Here is a 17,606-nt window from a genome sequence, read left to right as displayed (position 1 = left end):
AGAGTTAAAGTATGAAAATACCAAGGACTCTATGATGAAATCATTAAAATCACTTACGATATTATTGCTGCTGAGTGCCAGTACAGTTATACATGCAGAACAAAAGCCAAGTGTACATCAGGTTGATGGATACTTTTTACAACAAGTAGGAAACCTTAAAGTAACGGCTTTATTTGATGGAGAGTTAGGATTGCCTCGTAGTGATTTACTGGGTATTTCTGCTGAAAAAGCCAATCGACTTTTTGCAGAAAACTTTGTTCCTATAGATGAGCATAATCAGATTGTCACGGATTTCTCTGCCTATCTTGTACAAACACCGACTCAAAATATTTTAATTGATGCAGGGACTGCAAAATGTTTTGGTCCTACCTTGGGGCATGTGCCTGAAAATTTAAAGAAAGCAGGTGTACAACCTGAACAAATAGATACGATTTTAATTACACATGCCCATCCTGATCACTTATGCGGTATTACATTCGATGGCAAAATGGTTTATCCAAATGCGAAGGTTTATCTAGCTAAAGAAGATGTAGATTTTTGGACATCATCTGCAAATGAAGCAAAAGCCACTGATTTTTTTAAACCAATATTTAAAATGACGCGTGATGCATTACAGCCATACCAAAAGGCAGGGCAGTTAGTTGCGTTTACCAAATCCTCTTTTAACGTACCGAATGTTCAACTCATCGTGACTCATGGTCATACGGAAGGTCATTCTTCATACTTAGTAGATGGAAAAAACGGACAAAAGTTCTTAGGTCTAGGTGATGTTGTGCACTATGGTGCGGTACAGTTTCCTTATCCTGAAGCAAGCTATAAGCCCGATACTGACTCGAAACTAGCCATAGCTGTCCGTAAAGATATCTTTGAGCAAGCCTATAAAAACCATTGGTGGATAGGGGCGGCACATATCGCTTTTCCTGGCATTGGACACATTGGTAAAAGCTCAACAGGATACCAATGGATACCGGCTCAATATCGCCCTGTAAATTGATTCTTCAAAAAGTGTAATTAGCTTTAAAAATGAACTCGGAATCTTTAACTCAAATATCGCTAAGTTGAGCTAAGACGAAAAGTTAGATTCTTTAAATAGATGAAATGTGTTCTAAAAAGAGCACTTTCATGCTGTTTATATTTTGGTCGAATAATTGAGTTTTAATGAATACATTTAAAAGTAGAAACCTATAATTTTAACTTATTAATTCTAATAGAATTTTTATTGTAAAAAAATGCTATTTTCAGATCGCTAAACTCCCAGTTATCGAGCAATTTATGCTATAGTATACAGCTATATTTTTTTCGATTTTAGTTCACTTTCCGGAACTAAATTTTTTGCAAGATCAAGACATATAAACGGATAGAAATATCTATCTGTAAGAAGGAGTATGCATGAGCGTATCGGAAATCCGACCGATTGCCATTGAGGACGAACTCAAGCATTCATATTTAGATTACGCAATGAGTGTAATCGTATCTCGTGCATTGCCGGATGTGAGAGACGGTCTTAAACCTGTTCACCGTCGTGTGCTTTATGCCATGCACGAATTGGGCAATGACTATAACAAAGCCTACAAGAAATCTGCTCGTGTCGTTGGGGACGTAATCGGTAAATATCACCCGCATGGTGACTCAGCTGTTTATGAAACCATTGTTCGTATGGCTCAAGACTTTAGCTTACGTTATTTATTGGTTGATGGTCAGGGTAACTTCGGTTCGATCGATGGCGATAGCGCCGCGGCGATGCGTTATACCGAAGTCCGTATGACTAAGCTGGCACATGAGCTTCTTGCAGATTTAGAAAAAGACACAGTTGACTGGGAAGATAACTACGACGGTTCGGAACGTATTCCTGAAGTACTTCCGACACGTGTTCCAAACTTGTTAATTAACGGTGCTGCGGGTATTGCTGTAGGTATGGCTACCAACATGGCACCACATAACATGACTGAAGTTGTGAATGCATGTTTGGCTTATGCTGACAATCCGAATATCTCGATTGAAGGATTGATGGAATATATTACCGGTCCTGACTTCCCTACAGGCGGTATTATTTACGGTAAATCAGGTATTGTTGATGCCTACCGTACCGGTAAAGGTCGTTTGCACATTCGTGGTAAATACCATTTCGAAGAAGATGAAAAGACAGGTCGTACAACCATCGTCTTTACTGAAATTCCATATCAAGTAAACAAAGCAAGAGTGATTGAACGTATTGCCGAGTTAGTAAAAGAGAAAAAACTTGAAGGTATTTCAGAACTTCGTGATGAGTCTGACAAAGAAGGTATGCGTATTGCAATTGACTTGAAACGCGGTGAAAACGCAGAAGTCGTTGTAAATAACTTATTCTTAAATACCCAGCTTGAAAACTCATTCAGCATCAACATGGTTTGTCTAGACAATGGACAACCAAAATTGATGAATCTGAAAGATATTATTGCGGCATTTATTCGTCATCGCCAAGAAGTTGTGACACGCCGTACCATGTTCGAATTACGCAAAGCGCGTGAACGTGGTCATATCTTGGAAGGTTTGACAGTTGCCTTAGCTAATATTGATGAAATTATTGAAACCATCAAAACTTCTGCTAACCCTGCTGAAGCGCGTGAGCGTTTACTTGCTGGTGAGTGGGCAGGTGGTGGTGTTGTTTCATTACTTGAAAAAGCAGGTGCTATTTCTGTTCGCCCAGATGAAATTGAAGGTGAAGATCCAAATCGTCCATTTGGTCTAAGCGATTCAATTTACCGCTTATCTCCGACACAAGTAGGCGCAATTTTAGAATTACGTTTACACCGTTTAACAGGTCTGGAACAAGACAAGTTACACGCAGAATATACTGAAATTTTAGGTCAAATTGCTGAACTTACAGCAATTTTAAACGACTTCAACTTGTTGATGGGCGTTATTCGTGAAGAGTTAGCACAAGTATTACAACAATATGGCGATGCACGTCGTACTGAAATTGTTGAATCTCGTGTTGATTTCTGCCGTGAAGATTTGATTCCGGAAGAGCAAGTTGTATTAACTGTTTCACAAACGGGTTATGCAAAAACTCAACCACTTTCAGACTATCAGGCACAGCGTCGCGGTGGACGTGGTAAGTCTGCAACCTCAATGAAAGATGATGACTTTATTCAACATCTGATTGTGGCATCGAATCACGCGACTGTACTTTGCTTTACCAATGTAGGTAAAGTGTACCGTCTAAAAGTATTTGAGGTTCCTCAAGCATCACGTGGGGCAAAAGGTCGTCCAATCGTGAACTTGTTACCTCTAGATGCAACAGAAACAGTAACTGCAATCTTGCCGTTAACAGAGTTCCCAGAAAACCACTATGTGTTTATGGCTACAGCTTCTGGTACGGTTAAGCGTGTTGAGTTAGAACAATTTGCAAACATTCGTTCAAATGGTCTACGTGCTATTGAGCTTAATGAAGAAGATACCTTAATTGGTGTTGCGATTACTGATGGTAATCAGCAAATCATGTTGTTCTCTAACGAAGGTAAAGCAATTCGTTTTGCTGAAACTGACGTACGTGCAATGGGCCGTACAGCGAAAGGTGTACGTGGTATGCGCGTGAGCTTTGCAAGCAGTACTTTAAGCGAAGAAGATGCCGAAGTTGAAAACGATGAATCAGATGATAATGATGATTCAGCAGATTCAAGTCTAGTAAGCCGTATCGTGTCGCTTGTAGTTGTACCTGAGACTGGTGAAGTACTGTGTGCGAGTGCCAACGGTTACGGTAAACGTACTCCTGTAAATGACTTCCCAACCAAGAAACGTGGTGGTAAGGGCGTTATTGCAATTAAGACAAGTGAACGTAATGGTGAGCTAGTTGGTGCAGTTTCTATTGATGAAACTAAAGAATTATTGTTGATTTCTGATGGTGGTACGCTTGTTCGTACACGTGCAGCAGAAGTTGCAATGACAGGCCGTAATGCTCAAGGTGTTCGTCTCATCCGTTTAAGTGAAGAAGAAACCCTCGTTGGTGTAGTTTCAATTGAAGCTGTAGAAGACGAAGAAGAACTTCTTGAAGGCGAAGTAGATACGACTGAAACTGATAGCGAAGAAGTTGTATCTAATAATGAAGATACTTCTGAAGAGTAAAACGTTTTAAAATAAAAAAAAGGAAGCCTAGGCTTCCTTTTTTATTTCTCGTCTATTTATTTTGCTGGATGGAAAATAAATACATCATAGTTTCGGTAATGTAGAGTTTTTACCGATGGGTCTTTAGTCGAAAAATTATTTGGTTGACTTACCACGATTAGATCTTGCTTTTGAGATAAAGCATCTTTGAGCTGCTGTTCGCTCCACAAATACTTTTTAAGTTGGGGCTCAAATAACAAGCCATCTTTAATTTCTAAAGAAGCACTATCGGAATGGACACTATCCCATTCATTTACAATATAGACAGGCTGTTTAAGCTTTAAAAGGAATGGCACATCATAAAAATAGTAATTGTAGAAAACTATTTTTGTAGATGGAGTAATGTACTCAGCAAAATCTGTTTGGCCAACATTATTTTTGGTATCTAAAATACGAACGGCAAAAGGAACAGAGCTACATAAAACAATTAAACTTATAAAAATATAGTTTAAATAGCTCACTTTTTGCTTTTTGTATAACCACACTAAAACCAGTGGGAGCACAATTAACAGCGCACCAATGGTATAAATAAATACAGCTTCGTGTTGGAAAAAAGGTTGATTTGCACGAATAAAACGAGGTGTAGCAGCAATACCAATTCCAAGAAGTATAATAAATACAGGAGTACCCCAAATCTGTAATTTGGTTTTATAACTGCTTTCAAGAACCTTATTCATCACAAGTGCTAAGAAAATAGCAAGAGGTGGCACAGCAGGTAAAATATAGCCTGCTAGCTTGGAAGGCGGAATAGAGAAGAAAACCGTAACAGAAATAAACCACCATACAAGCAGGGCAAATACACCTGATTGCTTATAGTCTTTAAAGATGGTCTTAATAGATTCAAATCTACTCGCAAAAAACCATGGTAAGCAGCTGACAAATAAAATAAGCAGATAGAAACACCATGGTTGTTTATTATTAAATTCTTTTGAACTAAATCGACTAAATTGTTGGTCAATAAAGAAGTAATGTAAAAATTGAGGATATTTACTTTGTACTGCGTAGAGCCATGGACTAATGATGAGCAAAAATAGCAAGATCGCCAATGGATTAAGAAGCGAAGGTATTTTCTTCCATTGTTTTGTGTAGAGTATCCACGGCAACAGGATCATACCTGGAATGAGAACGCCAATGAGACCTTTACTTAGAAAAGCAGCTGCACCAGCGATGTAACCTAAAAATAAAATAGGTTTACGTGCAGAAATGGTGAAATCAGCAAAGCATAAAACACTAATCGTAATCCATGAGGCTACTAGTAAATCATGGTTAATATATTGACTACTGCCAAAAAAAAGCAGGTTGGTCGCTAAAATGATAACCGTAAGCTGTGCTACGCCTTCCGAAATATACTTTTTTACAAATAAGAATAGTCCCACTAACATGAGGGTACCAGCTAAAACTGGTACTAACCGTAACACCCATACATGTACGCCAAAAAGCTCCATAAAAATAGAACTTAACCAGTGTAGTAGAGGGGGTTTATGCATGAATGGCAAACCATCGATTCGTGGAGTTAACCAATCTCCAGACTCGACCATAGCTCGGCTAATATCTCCATAGCGTCCTTCATCAGGTACAGATAGAGGTCTTATCCAAGAAAGAAGAAGTAACCAACACGGTAAAAAAAATAATAAAAATTTGGAATTACGAAGCCATTGCTGCATACACAATCCTTAATGTTGAAATGCAAAAAAACGGTTAAGCAAGAAAGTCACGACAGAAGTCAGAACAATTGCAATACACACTAAGGTTGAAACAGGGACGTTAAAATAGAGGTTCGAGAGTAGAAGAAAACTTTCATTAAATAAAAAACCTAAGCCTGCAACCAATGTGAATTTTGGTAGAGTCTGACGATGATCAAGATGCTGTGCTTTAAAAGTAAAAATACGATGCCCGAAATAGCTCACCCAATAGGCAACTAAAAATGCGAGTAAATTGGCATATTGCAGTGCAACATGCTTCTTAAACAGAAGCATGGCGACACTGTAGTGAGTAAGTGCTGCTGCGGCTCCGGTAGTAGCAAACCGCGTGAGCTGAAGAATATGAGCAAACATGTTAGAAACTAGAGAAAGTATTTTCCGGCTTTGTGATAGATTTTTCTTGTTTAATACGAGAATGTTCGGATGCAACAATATATTTTGGTCTATTTTTTACTTCAGCATAAATACGACTAATATATTCACCAACAATACCTAGGAATAACAGCTGTATACCGCCAAGTAAAGTCATACCTGCTGCAAGTGTTGCCCAACCTGGGACAGAAATTCCTTCGATCAACGTTTTAATGATGATCCATACGCCGTAGCCCATAGCACCTAAAGCCAGAATTGCGCCTAAATAAATACAGATGCGTAAAGGTAAATCTGAAAAACCAGTTAAACCTGACATAGCCAAGTTAAATAGAGATTTTACGTTAAAACTAGAACGGCCGTGCTGACGTTCCTGTTCAGAAAAATTAACGCCTATACTTTTAAAACCAACCCAAGCATATAGGCCTTTCATATAGCGATTTTTTTCTGGCAATTGTTTAATTGCTTCAACAACTTTTGCGTCTAATAGACGAAAGTCTCCAGCACTTTCTGGAATATCGATCGGTGAGCTTAAGTTTAATATACGATAGTAACCTTGAGTTAAAACACGTTTAAGCCAAGATTCAGTGGAGCGATTACGAATGCCATACACCATGTCATAACCATTTTTCCAAAGGTTGATCATGGTTGGAATTGCTTCAAATGGGTGTTGAAAATCCGCATCAATTAGTAAAGTAACTTCGCCTGTCACATGATCTAAACCAGCACTTAAAGCTGCTTCTTTACCAAAGTTGCGTGAAAGTTCAAGCACAACTAAGGGATAGTCATCAATCATTGTTTGCAAAATTGGAATAGTATCGTCTTTACTCCCATCATCGACCACAATAATTTCAAAGCTAAGATTTTGCTGTTTTAGACTATTTGCTAAAGCAGGAATAAAAGTTTTTAAATTTTCTGCTTCGTTATAAGCTGGAACAACGCAGGATAAAAATGGTTTTGTGTTCATTGCATTGCCCCTAGTCTAGTGAGCTGGATACCATATTGCTGACAATCAATTTGAAACTGATCCGAACTAAAATATTCATATTCTTGTATTCGGGCGTGCTGAATCGGATCTTGATCATTTGATTCTGCAAGTGCTGGATGGCACATTATCAGTAAATGATCTTTTGCATGTGCAAGCCAGTATTGATTGAGTTCGCCATAATCAGTTTGCTTAAAATCATAAATACCAGCAAATTGGTCATTCTGATTAAATTGATATGTTTGACATGCTTTTGCCAAAGAGTTAGAACCAAGTGCAGAGAGCACACGAGTCTTAAAACGATAGTGAGGTAAATCAATCGGATGTTGTAAATTTCGAATCCAGCCCGTAAATTTCTTCTCTTTTAACAATTGCAGCAAAATATCGCGTATAAACGGAAATTGATGAATATGTTGATGTCCATCAATAAAGTCTGGCTGTTTTCCCATGACTGAAACAAATAAGTCCCATTGCTCTTCAATACATTTCGTAATTAATTCACGATTCAGGCTTGAAGACCATGCACGTAAAATAAGCATAGGTAAGGAAAAAACAGTATTACCTGAAGCGAATTGATGGGTAAGATTTAAATGCAAACCGATATCAATTTGATCGCTAAAAGGTTTTAATTTGGCAGCAGAAGTTTCCCACAATTCAGATTGGGTCATACATGAGGTTGCCTGTAGGGCACCTTGTTCAATGAGTTGAATAATTGCGTCTGATATTTCTGCATTCATTGCAAAGTCATCTGCGCAATAACACACTTTTGCCATATCCAGATTCCGTCATAGGCAGGATTACAGAATACTCTGCGTAGCTGCTGAAAAACTATACTAATTACTATGGAGAAAATTTCTTAATTTCAACTTAAAGTTTTCTTAAGGTTTCATGACAATTGATACAAATTAATACTTTGAATTTATTTGTTTTTTTAGAATTTTTTGGTCAATTATTTAAGAAATAAGCTTTAACTATAAGATTTTATAGTAAATAAAAATATAATTTATGCACATTTATGAGCCCTTAAATTTATTTGGAATTTTTTAAACGTGAATGAGCAATAATTAAAAAAATGATTCCAATTGTTGCAAGAAAAATCAATTTAGGAATCACCACATTTAAAGGAACACCCATTTGATTAAGCTGTACAAACATTTGTACACCGTGTGTAGAAGGTAAGCACCAAGCAAACCATTCTAGCCATTCAGGCATGGCATGGTGGGGCCATGCGGTACCAGTTAATAAGAAAAGAGGAACTGAACTAAATACGATAATATGTCCGGCACGTTCAGGCATATCTAAAAGTGAACCAACTAACATGCCTAATCCAATCACACAACTAATAAAAATAGGAACCGCGACGAGTAAACCAATAAAGTTTCCACCGTGTGGGTAGTCGTTGAACCACAAGGTAAAACCAAAAAGGTAAAAACTGCTTAAACAACCAGTCGTAAAGAGGCTGGCAAAAATTCCAGCAAAGCGAATGGAGGTAATTTTTTCATGCTTTTCGCGGTAGCTTGCAATCAGCATGGCTAAGCCTAATACAATCGTTTGATGAATAATGAGTGTTGCAACTGCTGGAAAAATATAGCTTCCATAACCTGAAAGAGGGTTAAATAAAGGAACCTGATGAATAGAAAGGGCTGGTTGGAAATGTGTACGCTCTCCAAATTTTTCAACATATTCTTTTAATGTGGCCTCAATAGATGTAGCAAGACCTAACCCAATTTCTTTAGTTTTTAAAAAGTTGGTTGTACTTAAGTATAAGCCAATTCCACCAGTTTCTCCGCGGCGTAGGCTCTGTGTTAAGTTGTTGGGTAAAAGCAAAATACCATCTGCTTTTTGCTCGCGAACCATTTGCTCAGCTTGGAGAAAATTAGCAGTCACATTAACAATTTTAACGTGCGGACTATTGCTTGCTTGTCCAATAATTTGAGAGCTTAAAAGACTCTGTTCTTCATCAACCACGACAATTGGAATTGATTCGGCACGTTCAGCTTTATAAGCAGTTGGATAAAAAAAGCTATAAAGAATGACTGATAAAATCAGTGTCGTGAAAACCGAACTGTTACCAACAATATCTTTAAACGTTTGGGCATAAGCCTTTAAGAACTCTTTCATTGCGCTGCCCCCCGAACTAGTTTTTTAAGCAGCAAGGAACTCAAAATAAAATAAATAAGGCAGTAGCCAATCAGTATTAAAAAGGGCGTCATTGAAATAAAAAGTGGACTTCCAATCACCCATTGTTCGGTTTGGAGCTTTGCATAAGGTGTATATGGAATAATTAAAGACCAAAATTTAGTGAAAATCGGTGCGTTATTTAAAGGTAGGGTAACCCCTGCAAAACTTAAAGAAGACCCGCCGTATACTGCAATAAAACCAAAAGTTTTACTTAAATTTTTGGTAGCTAAAATAACAGTACTACTAATGAGTGCATAAGAAAAATAAAGCAAAAACTGGGCAGCTAATAAAAGACTAAGAGAACCTGCTACAAACCAACCGCGAATCTCAACGAGCCAAAACATCCATAACCAAGTCCAGAGACAAAAAATAAAGCTATAAAGTAAATTTTTAGCCAGTAAGCCGCGAATAAAATTTTCACGGTTGACCCACTGGGTTAATGTGCCGCGTTTAAGCTCTTGTCCAATAGCAAAAGCCACACAACAACAGAGTAATAGATGCAAAACAGCAGGAACCATGAAAGGTTCTAAATAAAATTCATAGCTCATACTTGGGTTATAGAGTGTTGAAATTTTAACGTGCGCTGTAGGGACATCTAAATAAGGAATATTATTTGCAAGATAACTCTGGCCTGCATAGTCTGCTAAAGCATTGAGTGTACTGACTAGCATTGCTGAGGAAATCGTATTTCCTACGCTAAAAAATGACTGATTAAAAGCAATACTGATTTGTGCGTCTTGAGCTTTTACAAAACGTTTTTCAGCGCCGTCAGGAATAAAAACATAGCCCCAAATTTTGGTTTCATTGAGTAGTTTTTCAGCTTCGGTCGAGCTTGTAGTAATTGTTTTAACATCTACTGTATGATTTAACGAAAGATACTTTTCAATATTGCGGCTCAGCTCACTTTGATCCTGATCAATAACCGCGATAGGTAAATGTTCAGCCTTACCTGCATAAAACATGCTGCTAAACAAAAAAATGATAAAAGCAGGGATAAGTGTCACCATACACAAATCCCATTTATTGCTTCTTAGATAGTTTAGTTCACGTAATATACTGGCAAACATGCTTTATTTTTCTTCTTTAATTTTAAATAGAACACTCATGCCAACTTTTAAATCTTTGACAGGACGCTCAGGTACCAAATGCAATTTAAAGCTACGGATATCATAACCGCCGGTTTGACGTGTGGTTTTAATGGTGGCAAATTCACCTTCGGCATCAATATTTTTCACTTTAAACATTACGGTTTGATTCAGCGCAGGAATGAATCCCTCTAGCGTTTTGTTTTTATAAACAGAAGCGTACTGATTTTCACCGACATTTAAACTCACCCACAAATCATCATCTTCTAAAATGCTGACAACCGGTACACCCATCGCAACGAGTTCAGAAGGTTTGCCATAAGTTTTTGAAACTGTACCTGAAATAGGAGCGAGTAGGCGGGTTTCTGCCTCAAGTGCTTGAGCTTCACTGACTGCTGCTTTGGCAATATCAACTTGTGCATCTGCTGTAGATTTCTGCTGACTGGTACTTCCGCGCTTTGCTCGAGCATATTGTTGATAAGCTGCTTCACTTAACTCTTGAGCAGAGGTTTGTGCAGCTAACATCTCATCTCGTCTTTGACGAGAAATAACACCTTGTCTATATAAATTTTCACCACGTTGATAAGTGGTTTTTGCAAGGTTCGCTTGAGCTTTCATACTTTGCCAGTTGGCATAAAGTGTATCAATATTTTCCTGTTGCGAACCACGGTCTACAGTAGACTGAAAAGCTAAAGCTGATTGTAGTGTAGCTAAAGCTTGCTGCTTTTTAGCTTCAATTTCTGGGCTGACTAAACGAACCAGAGGTTGTCCTTTAGAGACTTTTTGGCCTTCTTGCACATAAATTTCTTCAATACGACTTGGAACTTTAGTACTGACGTGAATCGTTTCAGCCTCAACTCTGCCTTGTAACTCAATAGGCTTAGGTTGATAACTTTTCCATAAACCGAAAATGATTAGCCCTAATAGAGCAATAGTGACCACCGCAATAATTAGTTTAATTTTTGAACTTTTAGGCTGTTGAGAACTTTTACTCGTTTTTACTTCTTGCGCATTGTCGGTTTGAATATTTTGTTGATCTTGACCTGTATGCTCTGTATCCGTAACAGGTGAATCTTGCTGAGAAGAAGATGTTTCTTGATTCATGTTATGCCCCCATTAGCGGATATAGTCGGTGTGTGGTTGAGTCACATAAGCTTTAAACTGATCCATAGAACCATGGCTTTGCAATAGCGTTGCGAGCGACATGACATATTTATAAGCATTTAAAGCCATTTCTGTTTTTAAAGCACTTAACGCATTTTGCGCGTCAATGACTTGTGTGGCTGTTCCCATACCTTCACGGAAAGAAAGCTCCTGAATACGTAAGTTTTCTTGAGCTGCATTGATATTTCTTTGAAGTAAGGTATGACTTTGCTGCGCTGAATTGAGCTCGTTATAAGACTTATTCAATAAAGCTTCAATCTCTTGTTTAGTTCGTTCAGTCATGAGTTCTGAGGCATAACGTTTTAACTCGGCAGCATGAATATTCTTATTTTTATCTACGCCAGAAAACAGATTGTATTTTGCCATGACACCTACAATCCAGTTTTCATTTTCATCGAGTGAATATTCACCAAAAGCAAAGAGGCTTGGCTTTTTAGCTGCTTGTTGAGCCTGAATATTCGCATTAGCCAATTGAGTGTCTAACTGCATTTTTTGCACCAGGCTCGATTTTTGAGAATAACTACTTAAAAGAGATTCTAACGATTGGCTACGAACTGTATTTACAAAAAGAGGAGTACTCAAATCAGGATTACTTTGCTGATGAAGAAGATTGTTTAAACTGAATTGGCTGGCATTCAGATTTGCTTGAGCATTTTGTAAAGTTCGTTCGGCATTGTTACGGGCAACTTCAAATTGCATGCGTTGTCCTTTACTAATAAAACCTTGCTGTTCGAGCTTTAGCGCGTTGCTGTAATGCTTTTGCATTGCATTAAAGTTAAATAAGCTACTCGCGACCAGTTGTTGTTGTAATTGCACATTAAAGTAACTTTGTACGACTTCGAAGCGCTGTATATCTTGCTGTTGTTGGCTTGAAAGCTCGGAACGTTGAGCTTGAATATTAGCTATTTTCTTTGCACTAGTCGTCAAGCCTCCTGTATAGATTGGCATCACAACTGAAATAGAGGGGCGGACTACTTGGTCTTCTACAGTCAAATTAGCGTAGTTAGGAAAACGATTGATTCCATCATGGATGATTTGGTTTGAACCTTCTTGAACTTGTCCTAAAACATCTGATGGAATGACATTGTTCCACTGAGACAATTTGTCGTTTAATCCTTGGCTTAAATCATTCTCAAGTTTTTGCTTAAAACCACTAAGTGGCACATCTGTTTCACTATGAAACGCGTATGCTCTAACGTTTAAATCAACTCTGGGTAAGCCTAAACCTTTTACTGCTTCGGCTTCTAATTGAGAGGCTTGTTGTAAAGCTTGGTTGGCTTGAGTGCTATACGAGCTTTTTAAAGCTTGTTGTTCTGCTTCAGCATAACTTAAGCTTTGTGCATAAATAGGCGTTGCAATAAATACTCCCAATACCAACGCAAGGTAATTGGGTTTAAAGAAAAAAGGGCGTATTGACTGTCGATACTGATGTGTTGGCATTTTATATAACAATTTTTGATCATCCCTTATAGTTTAAATTTCTTGTTATTAAATTCAATTATCATTTTGTTTATTATACAATTGTATAAAAGCACAAAATGATTTTGAGTTTATTTTGCTTGACGGAAAATCATACAGCAAACTTTATATATTCCTCACAGTATGGGGAACTCGATTAACAAGTCAAGTTGAACTTTATTTAATAAAACTTATAAAAAAATAAGTGAAAGCAAAGAAATAAATAAAATAGTTATTGAAAAAATAAACCTAAATACGCCCTAGCATTGAAATATTTACTAGAGAAGCTGCTGCAAGCTTAAGCAATCTGTGGTTAAATGCCTTTTTTTATTGTGTTTCACTTTACAAGGGAAAAATCATGCGCGCGTACAATTTCTGTGCTGGTCCTGCTGCATTACCTACTGCCGTTTTAGAAAAAGCTCAAAAAGAGTTGTTGGATTGGCAAGGTAAAGGTCTATCCATCATGGAAATGAGTCACCGTAGTGCTGACTATGTTGCCGTAGCTGAAAAAGCTGAAGCAGATTTGCGTAAGCTTATGAATATTCCTGAAAACTATAAAGTACTGTTTTTACAAGGCGGCGCGTCATTACAATTTTCAGCAATTCCTTTAAACCTGCTTGGTAAAAATAACAAAGCAGATTATATCCATACAGGAATTTGGTCTGAAAAAGCGTTAAAAGAAGCAAAACGCTATGGTGATATTAATACTGTAGAAGCAGGTATTAAAGTAGATGGTAAGTTCGCCATCTCTGATCAAAGCGAATGGAACTTGTCTGACGATGCAGCATATGTTCATTATGCAGATAACGAAACAATTGGCGGATTACAGTTTGCAGGTATTCCTGATGTTAAAGCGCCACTTGTATGCGACTATTCATCAAGTATTTTATCGGCTCCATTAGATGTGACCAAGTTTGGTTTAATTTATGCTGGCGCACAAAAAAATATTGGTCCTGCTGGTTTAACAATCGTTATTGTTCGTGATGATTTACTTGACCAAGCTAAGCCAGAAATTCCAAGCATTTTAAAATATGGTGACCAAGCGAAAAATGGTTCTATGGTAAATACTCCTTCAACTTATGCTTGGTACTTGTCTGGTTTAGTATTCGAATGGTTACTAGAGCAGGGTGGGGTAGACGCTATTCATAAAGTTAACCTTGAAAAAGCTCAGTTACTTTATGGTTATATCGATTCAAGCGATTTTTATAATAACCCGATTGCTATTCCAAACCGTTCAATTATGAATGTACCATTCACTTTGGCAGATGAAGCTTTAGAAAAGCAATTCTTGAAAGAAGCTGAAGAAAATCATTTATTGAACTTGGCCGGTCACCGCTCAGTTGGGGGTATGCGTGCAAGTATTTATAACGCTGTGCCATTAGAAGGCGTGCAAGCACTTATTCGCTTTATGGATGATTTTGCTAAACGTAATGGTTAAGTAAATCAAAAAAATAAAGCCCTCAAAAAGAGGGCTTTATTTTTATATAATTTATTAATTAAAAAGGCATAAAACCAAATTGATGTATCATCATCGCGGCTAAGAACATACCTAAAACGAAAAAGCAAAACGCACCAGTATCGACCCTTATACGTGGGTTACTAGTTTGAATGAGGCTGGTGGTTTGTTCAGGTATAATCTTCATTCAATAGCCTAATTTTTAAAATATTAGTGAAATTCAATTAGTTTCACTATTTTTAGCATAAATATTCGCCTGAATCCAGATATTACCGCGAATATATTCACCAATATTAAAGTTTTTGTACAAATCATTTTGGGTCGCGATGCGCACTAATATGGCAGGAAGATTGTCTTCTAAAACTAAAGTGACATCGTAAAGGGTATATTCTGCACCCATAAATGTCATTGAAGTTTTACCGACAATATTACCTTGGAACCATGCTTCGTCTTCTTGACCAAGATTTTCCCCATATAAATATGCAACCATTTTTGAAAAATCAACCGTCACAGGTTGTTGATCTTCCTCAGTTTTCGGTTGCCATTCATTAATGAGTTCTTGTAGGTTTTCAGGTGCAATACCATTATTTTCAGTTAAAATTGCATTTAACGCACGGTGATGCTTAATTGATGCCGGATCATCTACAACAATTGTTTCGCCGGCAGGGACGGACTCTAATTCATAAGCCCATGCATTAAATTGAACTTGGTAAGTTTGGGTTTTGTCATATTGACAACGATTAACACTAAATAAATTATCAAATGCATAAACAGTCGTATTTTTATTTAATCTTAAACTTAATACTGCCTGAGTTGCTGAATCACAAGTAATGATGCGTTCAATTTGTGCATTATATTGATACGGGCTTTCAAAACTAGGAAATGCTGTTTTTAAAGCACGAGGCTTTTGATTTTCAACTGCAATAATTTGGTTAATGGTGACATTTTGCCCTTGAGGACCTTGAATCAGCCAAAAAGATTGATCCATTTCATCTTCACTTTGGCATAAACCCATTGGCATTACAGGAGCATCAAGCGCCAGTCCAAGCCATTTTGGTACATCTGTCTCTGGATGGGCGGTCAGTAGATTCCAATGCTCGCCATGACTACCAAAATTTTGGTCGTTTACCGTAATAACTTCTGGACTGTTTTGATTTTTCATAAGTACGATTGATGTTGGGTTTATCTCACTTGTTATATTAAATCGAGGGTAATTGCTATTTTTCAAGTCAACATATGTAAATTCTCTTGCAAAAGCACATATTTACTTATTAAAAAGCCTTTCAATAGGCAAAACACGTGCTTTTAAGAGTGAATATAGTCGACTTTTAAGAGATTGTTAAAATTAAATTTAGAAAACAAGTTTTATATTTAGCGCTATTCTCTAATGAAATGCATCTGTTAGACTTATATTTTTAGTGGAAATAGAGAATAACGTGCTGCCATTTAAGTTATGGGTAGACGCAGATGCATTACCTAAAATTCTGCGTGAAGTCATTTTGCGAGCTTCAGATCGTTATCAGTTAGAAGTGATTTTTGTAGCCAATCAAAATGTCGGCATTACCCCATCGGTACGCATTAAATCAATACAGGTTTTAAGTGGGGCTGATCAGGCCGATCAGGAAATTGTTGATCGTATGTCTGAAAATGACATTGTCATTACACAAGATATTCCGCTTGCTGCTCAAGTTATTGAAAAAGGTGGTATCGCGATTCATCCACGTGGTGAGATTTATACCACTGCAAATGTTAAGGCACGATTGCACTTACGTGACTTTATGGACACGCTGCGTGGTGCTGGAGTCCAGACAGGTGGTCCTCCTCCAATTTCAGAACGTGATAAGCGTGAATTTTCCAGTGCACTCGACCAAACAATTTTAAAGCAAAAACGTAAAACTGCTTAGTGAGCTTCTTATGCCATCCCAGACCAACTTGGCTTCAACTTATGTCTTGCTTGTATTTATTTGGGCAACGACACCTTTAGCCATTGTATGGAGCGTGTCTGACTTACATGTCATGTGGGCCTTACTATTACGTTTTTATATTGCTTTACCTCTTTCAGTTATTGTTTTACTTATTCTAAAAACTTCTTTTCCCACTCATAAGCAAGCTCTCCATAGTTATTTTGCAGGGTCTTTTAGTTTAATTGGCTCTCAAATTTTTACTTATGCTGCAACTCAATATTTAAGTTCAGGCATGATCGCACTCATGTTTGGTCTGGCGCCTATCATGGCTGGATTAATTGGCCGTTTTGCTTTTGGTCAGCATCTTTATAAATTGCAGTGGTTTGGTATGGCGATTGCCGTTTGTGGTCTAGCAATCATTTGTTTGAATGGATCTGGTCAGCACGTGCATCCATTTGGCATTGTTTTAATGTTGATCAGTGTTTTTGTTTATTCATTTTCTATTTTTTGGGTAAAAAAAGTGAATGCCCAAATTCAACCTATGGCTCAGGCAACAGGTTCAATCTTGGTCTCATCGCTTTTGGCGAGCTGTCTTATTCCATTTATTTGGCAATATGCTCCGACCCATTTGCCGCAAGCTAAATCCTTATTTGCTCTAATTTATACAGTTCTTATGGCTTCACTCGTTGCTATGTTCTGTTATTTCAAACTTGTACAAAATATCAAAGCAACTACTTTATCGCTTACAACCGTTATTACGCCTATGTTAGCTATGATGATTGGTGCTGTTTTAAACCATGAACATCTTTCAATGATGGTTTTTGTGGGGGCATTTATTATCTTGTTTGGTCTATTCCTGTATTTCTATAAAGACATTCAAGCAAACCGTAATTTTGCCCAACATATTAAATCTAAATAGGAGAAGATGAGGGTAATTTGTTGAGCTTATTCATTAAATTGTTCTAATTCGTAGCTAAATGCATGATCAAATTGATCTCATATCTTAAGTAGTAGAAAATAGCGCAGCAATATAATATTAGGATTGTTAAGGGTAGGTCAGAACTTACTGATTTTTAAACCTTAATACAGCATCTAACGATATGGCTAAATAAGAAGTGTGGATCGCACTTCTCTATTTTCCATCAATGACCTTGGATTTAG

The 17,606-nt window shown here is 37.4% G+C and carries 15 protein-coding genes and 1 pseudogene; 5 read left to right on the top strand and 11 right to left on the bottom strand.

The genetic code is table 11. From position 1 onward, the window contains the following. Positions 1-34: 34 nt before the first annotated feature. Both HMPREF0014_RS16695 and gyrA read left to right on the top strand, forming a co-directional pair. Positions 35-994 carry an MBL fold metallo-hydrolase gene (locus HMPREF0014_RS16695; protein ID WP_004885690.1) on the top strand — a complete coding sequence of 320 codons (960 nt, stop codon included), beginning with the start codon at positions 35-37 and terminating at the stop codon, positions 992-994. Positions 995-1,389: 395 nt separating this feature from the next. Next, entirely contained in the window at positions 1,390-4,104 is a 2,715-nt protein-coding gene (gene gyrA / locus HMPREF0014_RS16690) for a DNA gyrase subunit A (protein ID WP_004885693.1), read from the top strand. 56 nt (positions 4,105-4,160) lie between these two features. Here the strand turns inward: gyrA and HMPREF0014_RS16685 are convergent, their stop codons facing one another. The 8 genes from HMPREF0014_RS16685 to HMPREF0014_RS16650 all read right to left on the bottom strand — a co-directional run bounded on the left by HMPREF0014_RS16685 (position 4,161) and on the right by HMPREF0014_RS16650 (position 13,067). Next, positions 4,161-5,807 (bottom strand): glycosyltransferase family 39 protein, encoded by a 1,647-nt coding sequence (locus HMPREF0014_RS16685; RefSeq protein WP_004885695.1) that lies wholly within the window; start codon positions 5,805-5,807, stop codon positions 4,161-4,163. Between the two features lie 9 nt (positions 5,808-5,816). Further along, positions 5,817-6,197 (bottom strand): GtrA family protein, encoded by a 381-nt coding sequence (locus HMPREF0014_RS16680; RefSeq protein ID WP_004707438.1) that lies wholly within the window; start codon positions 6,195-6,197, stop codon positions 5,817-5,819. 1 nt (position 6,198) lies between these two features. Continuing rightward, positions 6,199-7,179 (bottom strand): glycosyltransferase family 2 protein, encoded by a 981-nt coding sequence (locus HMPREF0014_RS16675; protein WP_004707439.1) that lies wholly within the window; start codon positions 7,177-7,179, stop codon positions 6,199-6,201. Then, positions 7,176-7,970 (bottom strand): ChbG/HpnK family deacetylase, encoded by a 795-nt coding sequence (locus HMPREF0014_RS16670; RefSeq protein WP_004885709.1) that lies wholly within the window; start codon positions 7,968-7,970, stop codon positions 7,176-7,178. Before HMPREF0014_RS16670 ends, HMPREF0014_RS16675 begins: the two co-directional genes overlap by 4 nt. A gap of 256 nt (positions 7,971-8,226) precedes the next feature. Continuing rightward, the gene (locus HMPREF0014_RS16665) at positions 8,227-9,318 is read right to left on the bottom strand and encodes an ABC transporter permease (protein WP_004885713.1); all 1,092 of its coding nucleotides are present in this window, start codon (positions 9,316-9,318) and stop codon (positions 8,227-8,229) included. Continuing rightward, complete coding sequence (locus HMPREF0014_RS16660; RefSeq protein ID WP_006580551.1) at positions 9,315-10,445, bottom strand: ABC transporter permease; 1,131 nt, start codon at positions 10,443-10,445, stop codon at positions 9,315-9,317. The genes HMPREF0014_RS16665 and HMPREF0014_RS16660 overlap by 4 nt, the downstream gene beginning before the upstream one ends. 3 nt (positions 10,446-10,448) lie before the next feature. Continuing rightward, on the bottom strand, positions 10,449-11,567 hold the full coding sequence (locus HMPREF0014_RS16655) for an efflux RND transporter periplasmic adaptor subunit (RefSeq protein ID WP_004885716.1): 1,119 nt from the start codon (positions 11,565-11,567) through the stop codon (positions 10,449-10,451). Positions 11,568-11,579: 12 nt separating this feature from the next. Beyond that, entirely contained in the window at positions 11,580-13,067 is a 1,488-nt protein-coding gene (locus tag HMPREF0014_RS16650) for a TolC family protein (RefSeq protein ID WP_004885717.1), read from the bottom strand. 376 nt (positions 13,068-13,443) lie between these two features. On the opposite strand from HMPREF0014_RS16650, the gene serC reads away from it, so the two are divergent. Next, positions 13,444-14,523 carry a 3-phosphoserine/phosphohydroxythreonine transaminase gene (gene serC, locus HMPREF0014_RS16645; protein ID WP_001203175.1) on the top strand — a complete coding sequence of 360 codons (1,080 nt, stop codon included), beginning with the start codon at positions 13,444-13,446 and terminating at the stop codon, positions 14,521-14,523. Positions 14,524-14,581: 58 nt separating this feature from the next. On the opposite strand, the gene HMPREF0014_RS26100 is transcribed toward serC, so the two are convergent. Beyond that, a complete protein-coding gene (locus HMPREF0014_RS26100; RefSeq protein WP_000691795.1) occupies positions 14,582-14,728 on the bottom strand; it encodes a hypothetical protein in 147 nt (48 codons plus the stop codon). A gap of 33 nt (positions 14,729-14,761) precedes the next feature. Further along, positions 14,762-15,703, bottom strand: coding sequence for a hypothetical protein (locus HMPREF0014_RS16640; protein WP_004707450.1), 942 nt, complete (start codon positions 15,701-15,703; stop codon positions 14,762-14,764). A 256-nt stretch (positions 15,704-15,959) separates the two neighbouring features. Here HMPREF0014_RS16640 and HMPREF0014_RS16635 point away from each other — a divergent pair, with 256 nt between their 5' ends. Together HMPREF0014_RS16635 and HMPREF0014_RS16630 are read left to right on the top strand one after the other, a co-directional pair. Next, on the top strand, positions 15,960-16,445 hold the full coding sequence (locus tag HMPREF0014_RS16635) for a YaiI/YqxD family protein (RefSeq protein WP_079377047.1): 486 nt from the start codon (positions 15,960-15,962) through the stop codon (positions 16,443-16,445). 10 nt (positions 16,446-16,455) lie between these two features. After that, positions 16,456-17,364: an EamA family transporter gene (locus HMPREF0014_RS16630; protein ID WP_004885721.1), complete on the top strand. Its 909-nt coding sequence runs from the start codon at positions 16,456-16,458 to the stop codon at positions 17,362-17,364. Positions 17,365-17,393: 29 nt separating this feature from the next. Here the strand turns inward: HMPREF0014_RS16630 and HMPREF0014_RS26470 are convergent. After that, positions 17,394-17,495, bottom strand: a pseudogene (locus HMPREF0014_RS26470) (PilZ domain-containing protein); the annotation flags it as partial. Positions 17,496-17,606: the final 111 nt, after the last annotated feature.

The organism is Acinetobacter sp. RUH 2624 (genome assembly GCF_000162375.2).
GTDB lineage: Bacteria > Pseudomonadota > Gammaproteobacteria > Pseudomonadales > Moraxellaceae > Acinetobacter > Acinetobacter nosocomialis.
Note: the sequence above shows the minus strand (reverse complement) of the source record. Positions and strands in the feature narration are given on the sequence as shown.

What these genes read in the sequence shown, in the direction of transcription:
- HMPREF0014_RS16660 (WP_006580551.1), bottom strand. Translation starts at nt 10,445, where the DNA reads ATGTTTGCCAGTATATTACGTGAACTAAACTATCTAAGAAGCAATAAA.
- HMPREF0014_RS16665 (WP_004885713.1), bottom strand. Translation starts at nt 9,318, where the DNA reads ATGAAAGAGTTCTTAAAGGCTTATGCCCAAACGTTTAAAGATATTGTT.
- HMPREF0014_RS16685 (WP_004885695.1), bottom strand. Translation starts at nt 5,807, where the DNA reads ATGCAGCAATGGCTTCGTAATTCCAAATTTTTATTATTTTTTTTACCG.
- HMPREF0014_RS16670 (WP_004885709.1), bottom strand. Translation starts at nt 7,970, where the DNA reads ATGGCAAAAGTGTGTTATTGCGCAGATGACTTTGCAATGAATGCAGAA.
- HMPREF0014_RS16655 (WP_004885716.1), bottom strand. Translation starts at nt 11,567, where the DNA reads ATGAATCAAGAAACATCTTCTTCTCAGCAAGATTCACCTGTTACGGAT.
- HMPREF0014_RS16680 (WP_004707438.1), bottom strand. Translation starts at nt 6,197, where the DNA reads ATGTTTGCTCATATTCTTCAGCTCACGCGGTTTGCTACTACCGGAGCC.
- HMPREF0014_RS26100 (WP_000691795.1), bottom strand. Translation starts at nt 14,728, where the DNA reads ATGAAGATTATACCTGAACAAACCACCAGCCTCATTCAAACTAGTAAC.
- HMPREF0014_RS16640 (WP_004707450.1), bottom strand. Translation starts at nt 15,703, where the DNA reads ATGAAAAATCAAAACAGTCCAGAAGTTATTACGGTAAACGACCAAAAT.
- HMPREF0014_RS16675 (WP_004707439.1), bottom strand. Translation starts at nt 7,179, where the DNA reads ATGAACACAAAACCATTTTTATCCTGCGTTGTTCCAGCTTATAACGAA.
- HMPREF0014_RS16630 (WP_004885721.1), top strand. Translation starts at nt 16,456, where the DNA reads ATGCCATCCCAGACCAACTTGGCTTCAACTTATGTCTTGCTTGTATTT.
- gyrA (WP_004885693.1), top strand. Translation starts at nt 1,390, where the DNA reads ATGAGCGTATCGGAAATCCGACCGATTGCCATTGAGGACGAACTCAAG.
- HMPREF0014_RS16650 (WP_004885717.1), bottom strand. Translation starts at nt 13,067, where the DNA reads ATGCCAACACATCAGTATCGACAGTCAATACGCCCTTTTTTCTTTAAA.
- HMPREF0014_RS16695 (WP_004885690.1), top strand. Translation starts at nt 35, where the DNA reads ATGAAATCATTAAAATCACTTACGATATTATTGCTGCTGAGTGCCAGT.
- serC (WP_001203175.1), top strand. Translation starts at nt 13,444, where the DNA reads ATGCGCGCGTACAATTTCTGTGCTGGTCCTGCTGCATTACCTACTGCC.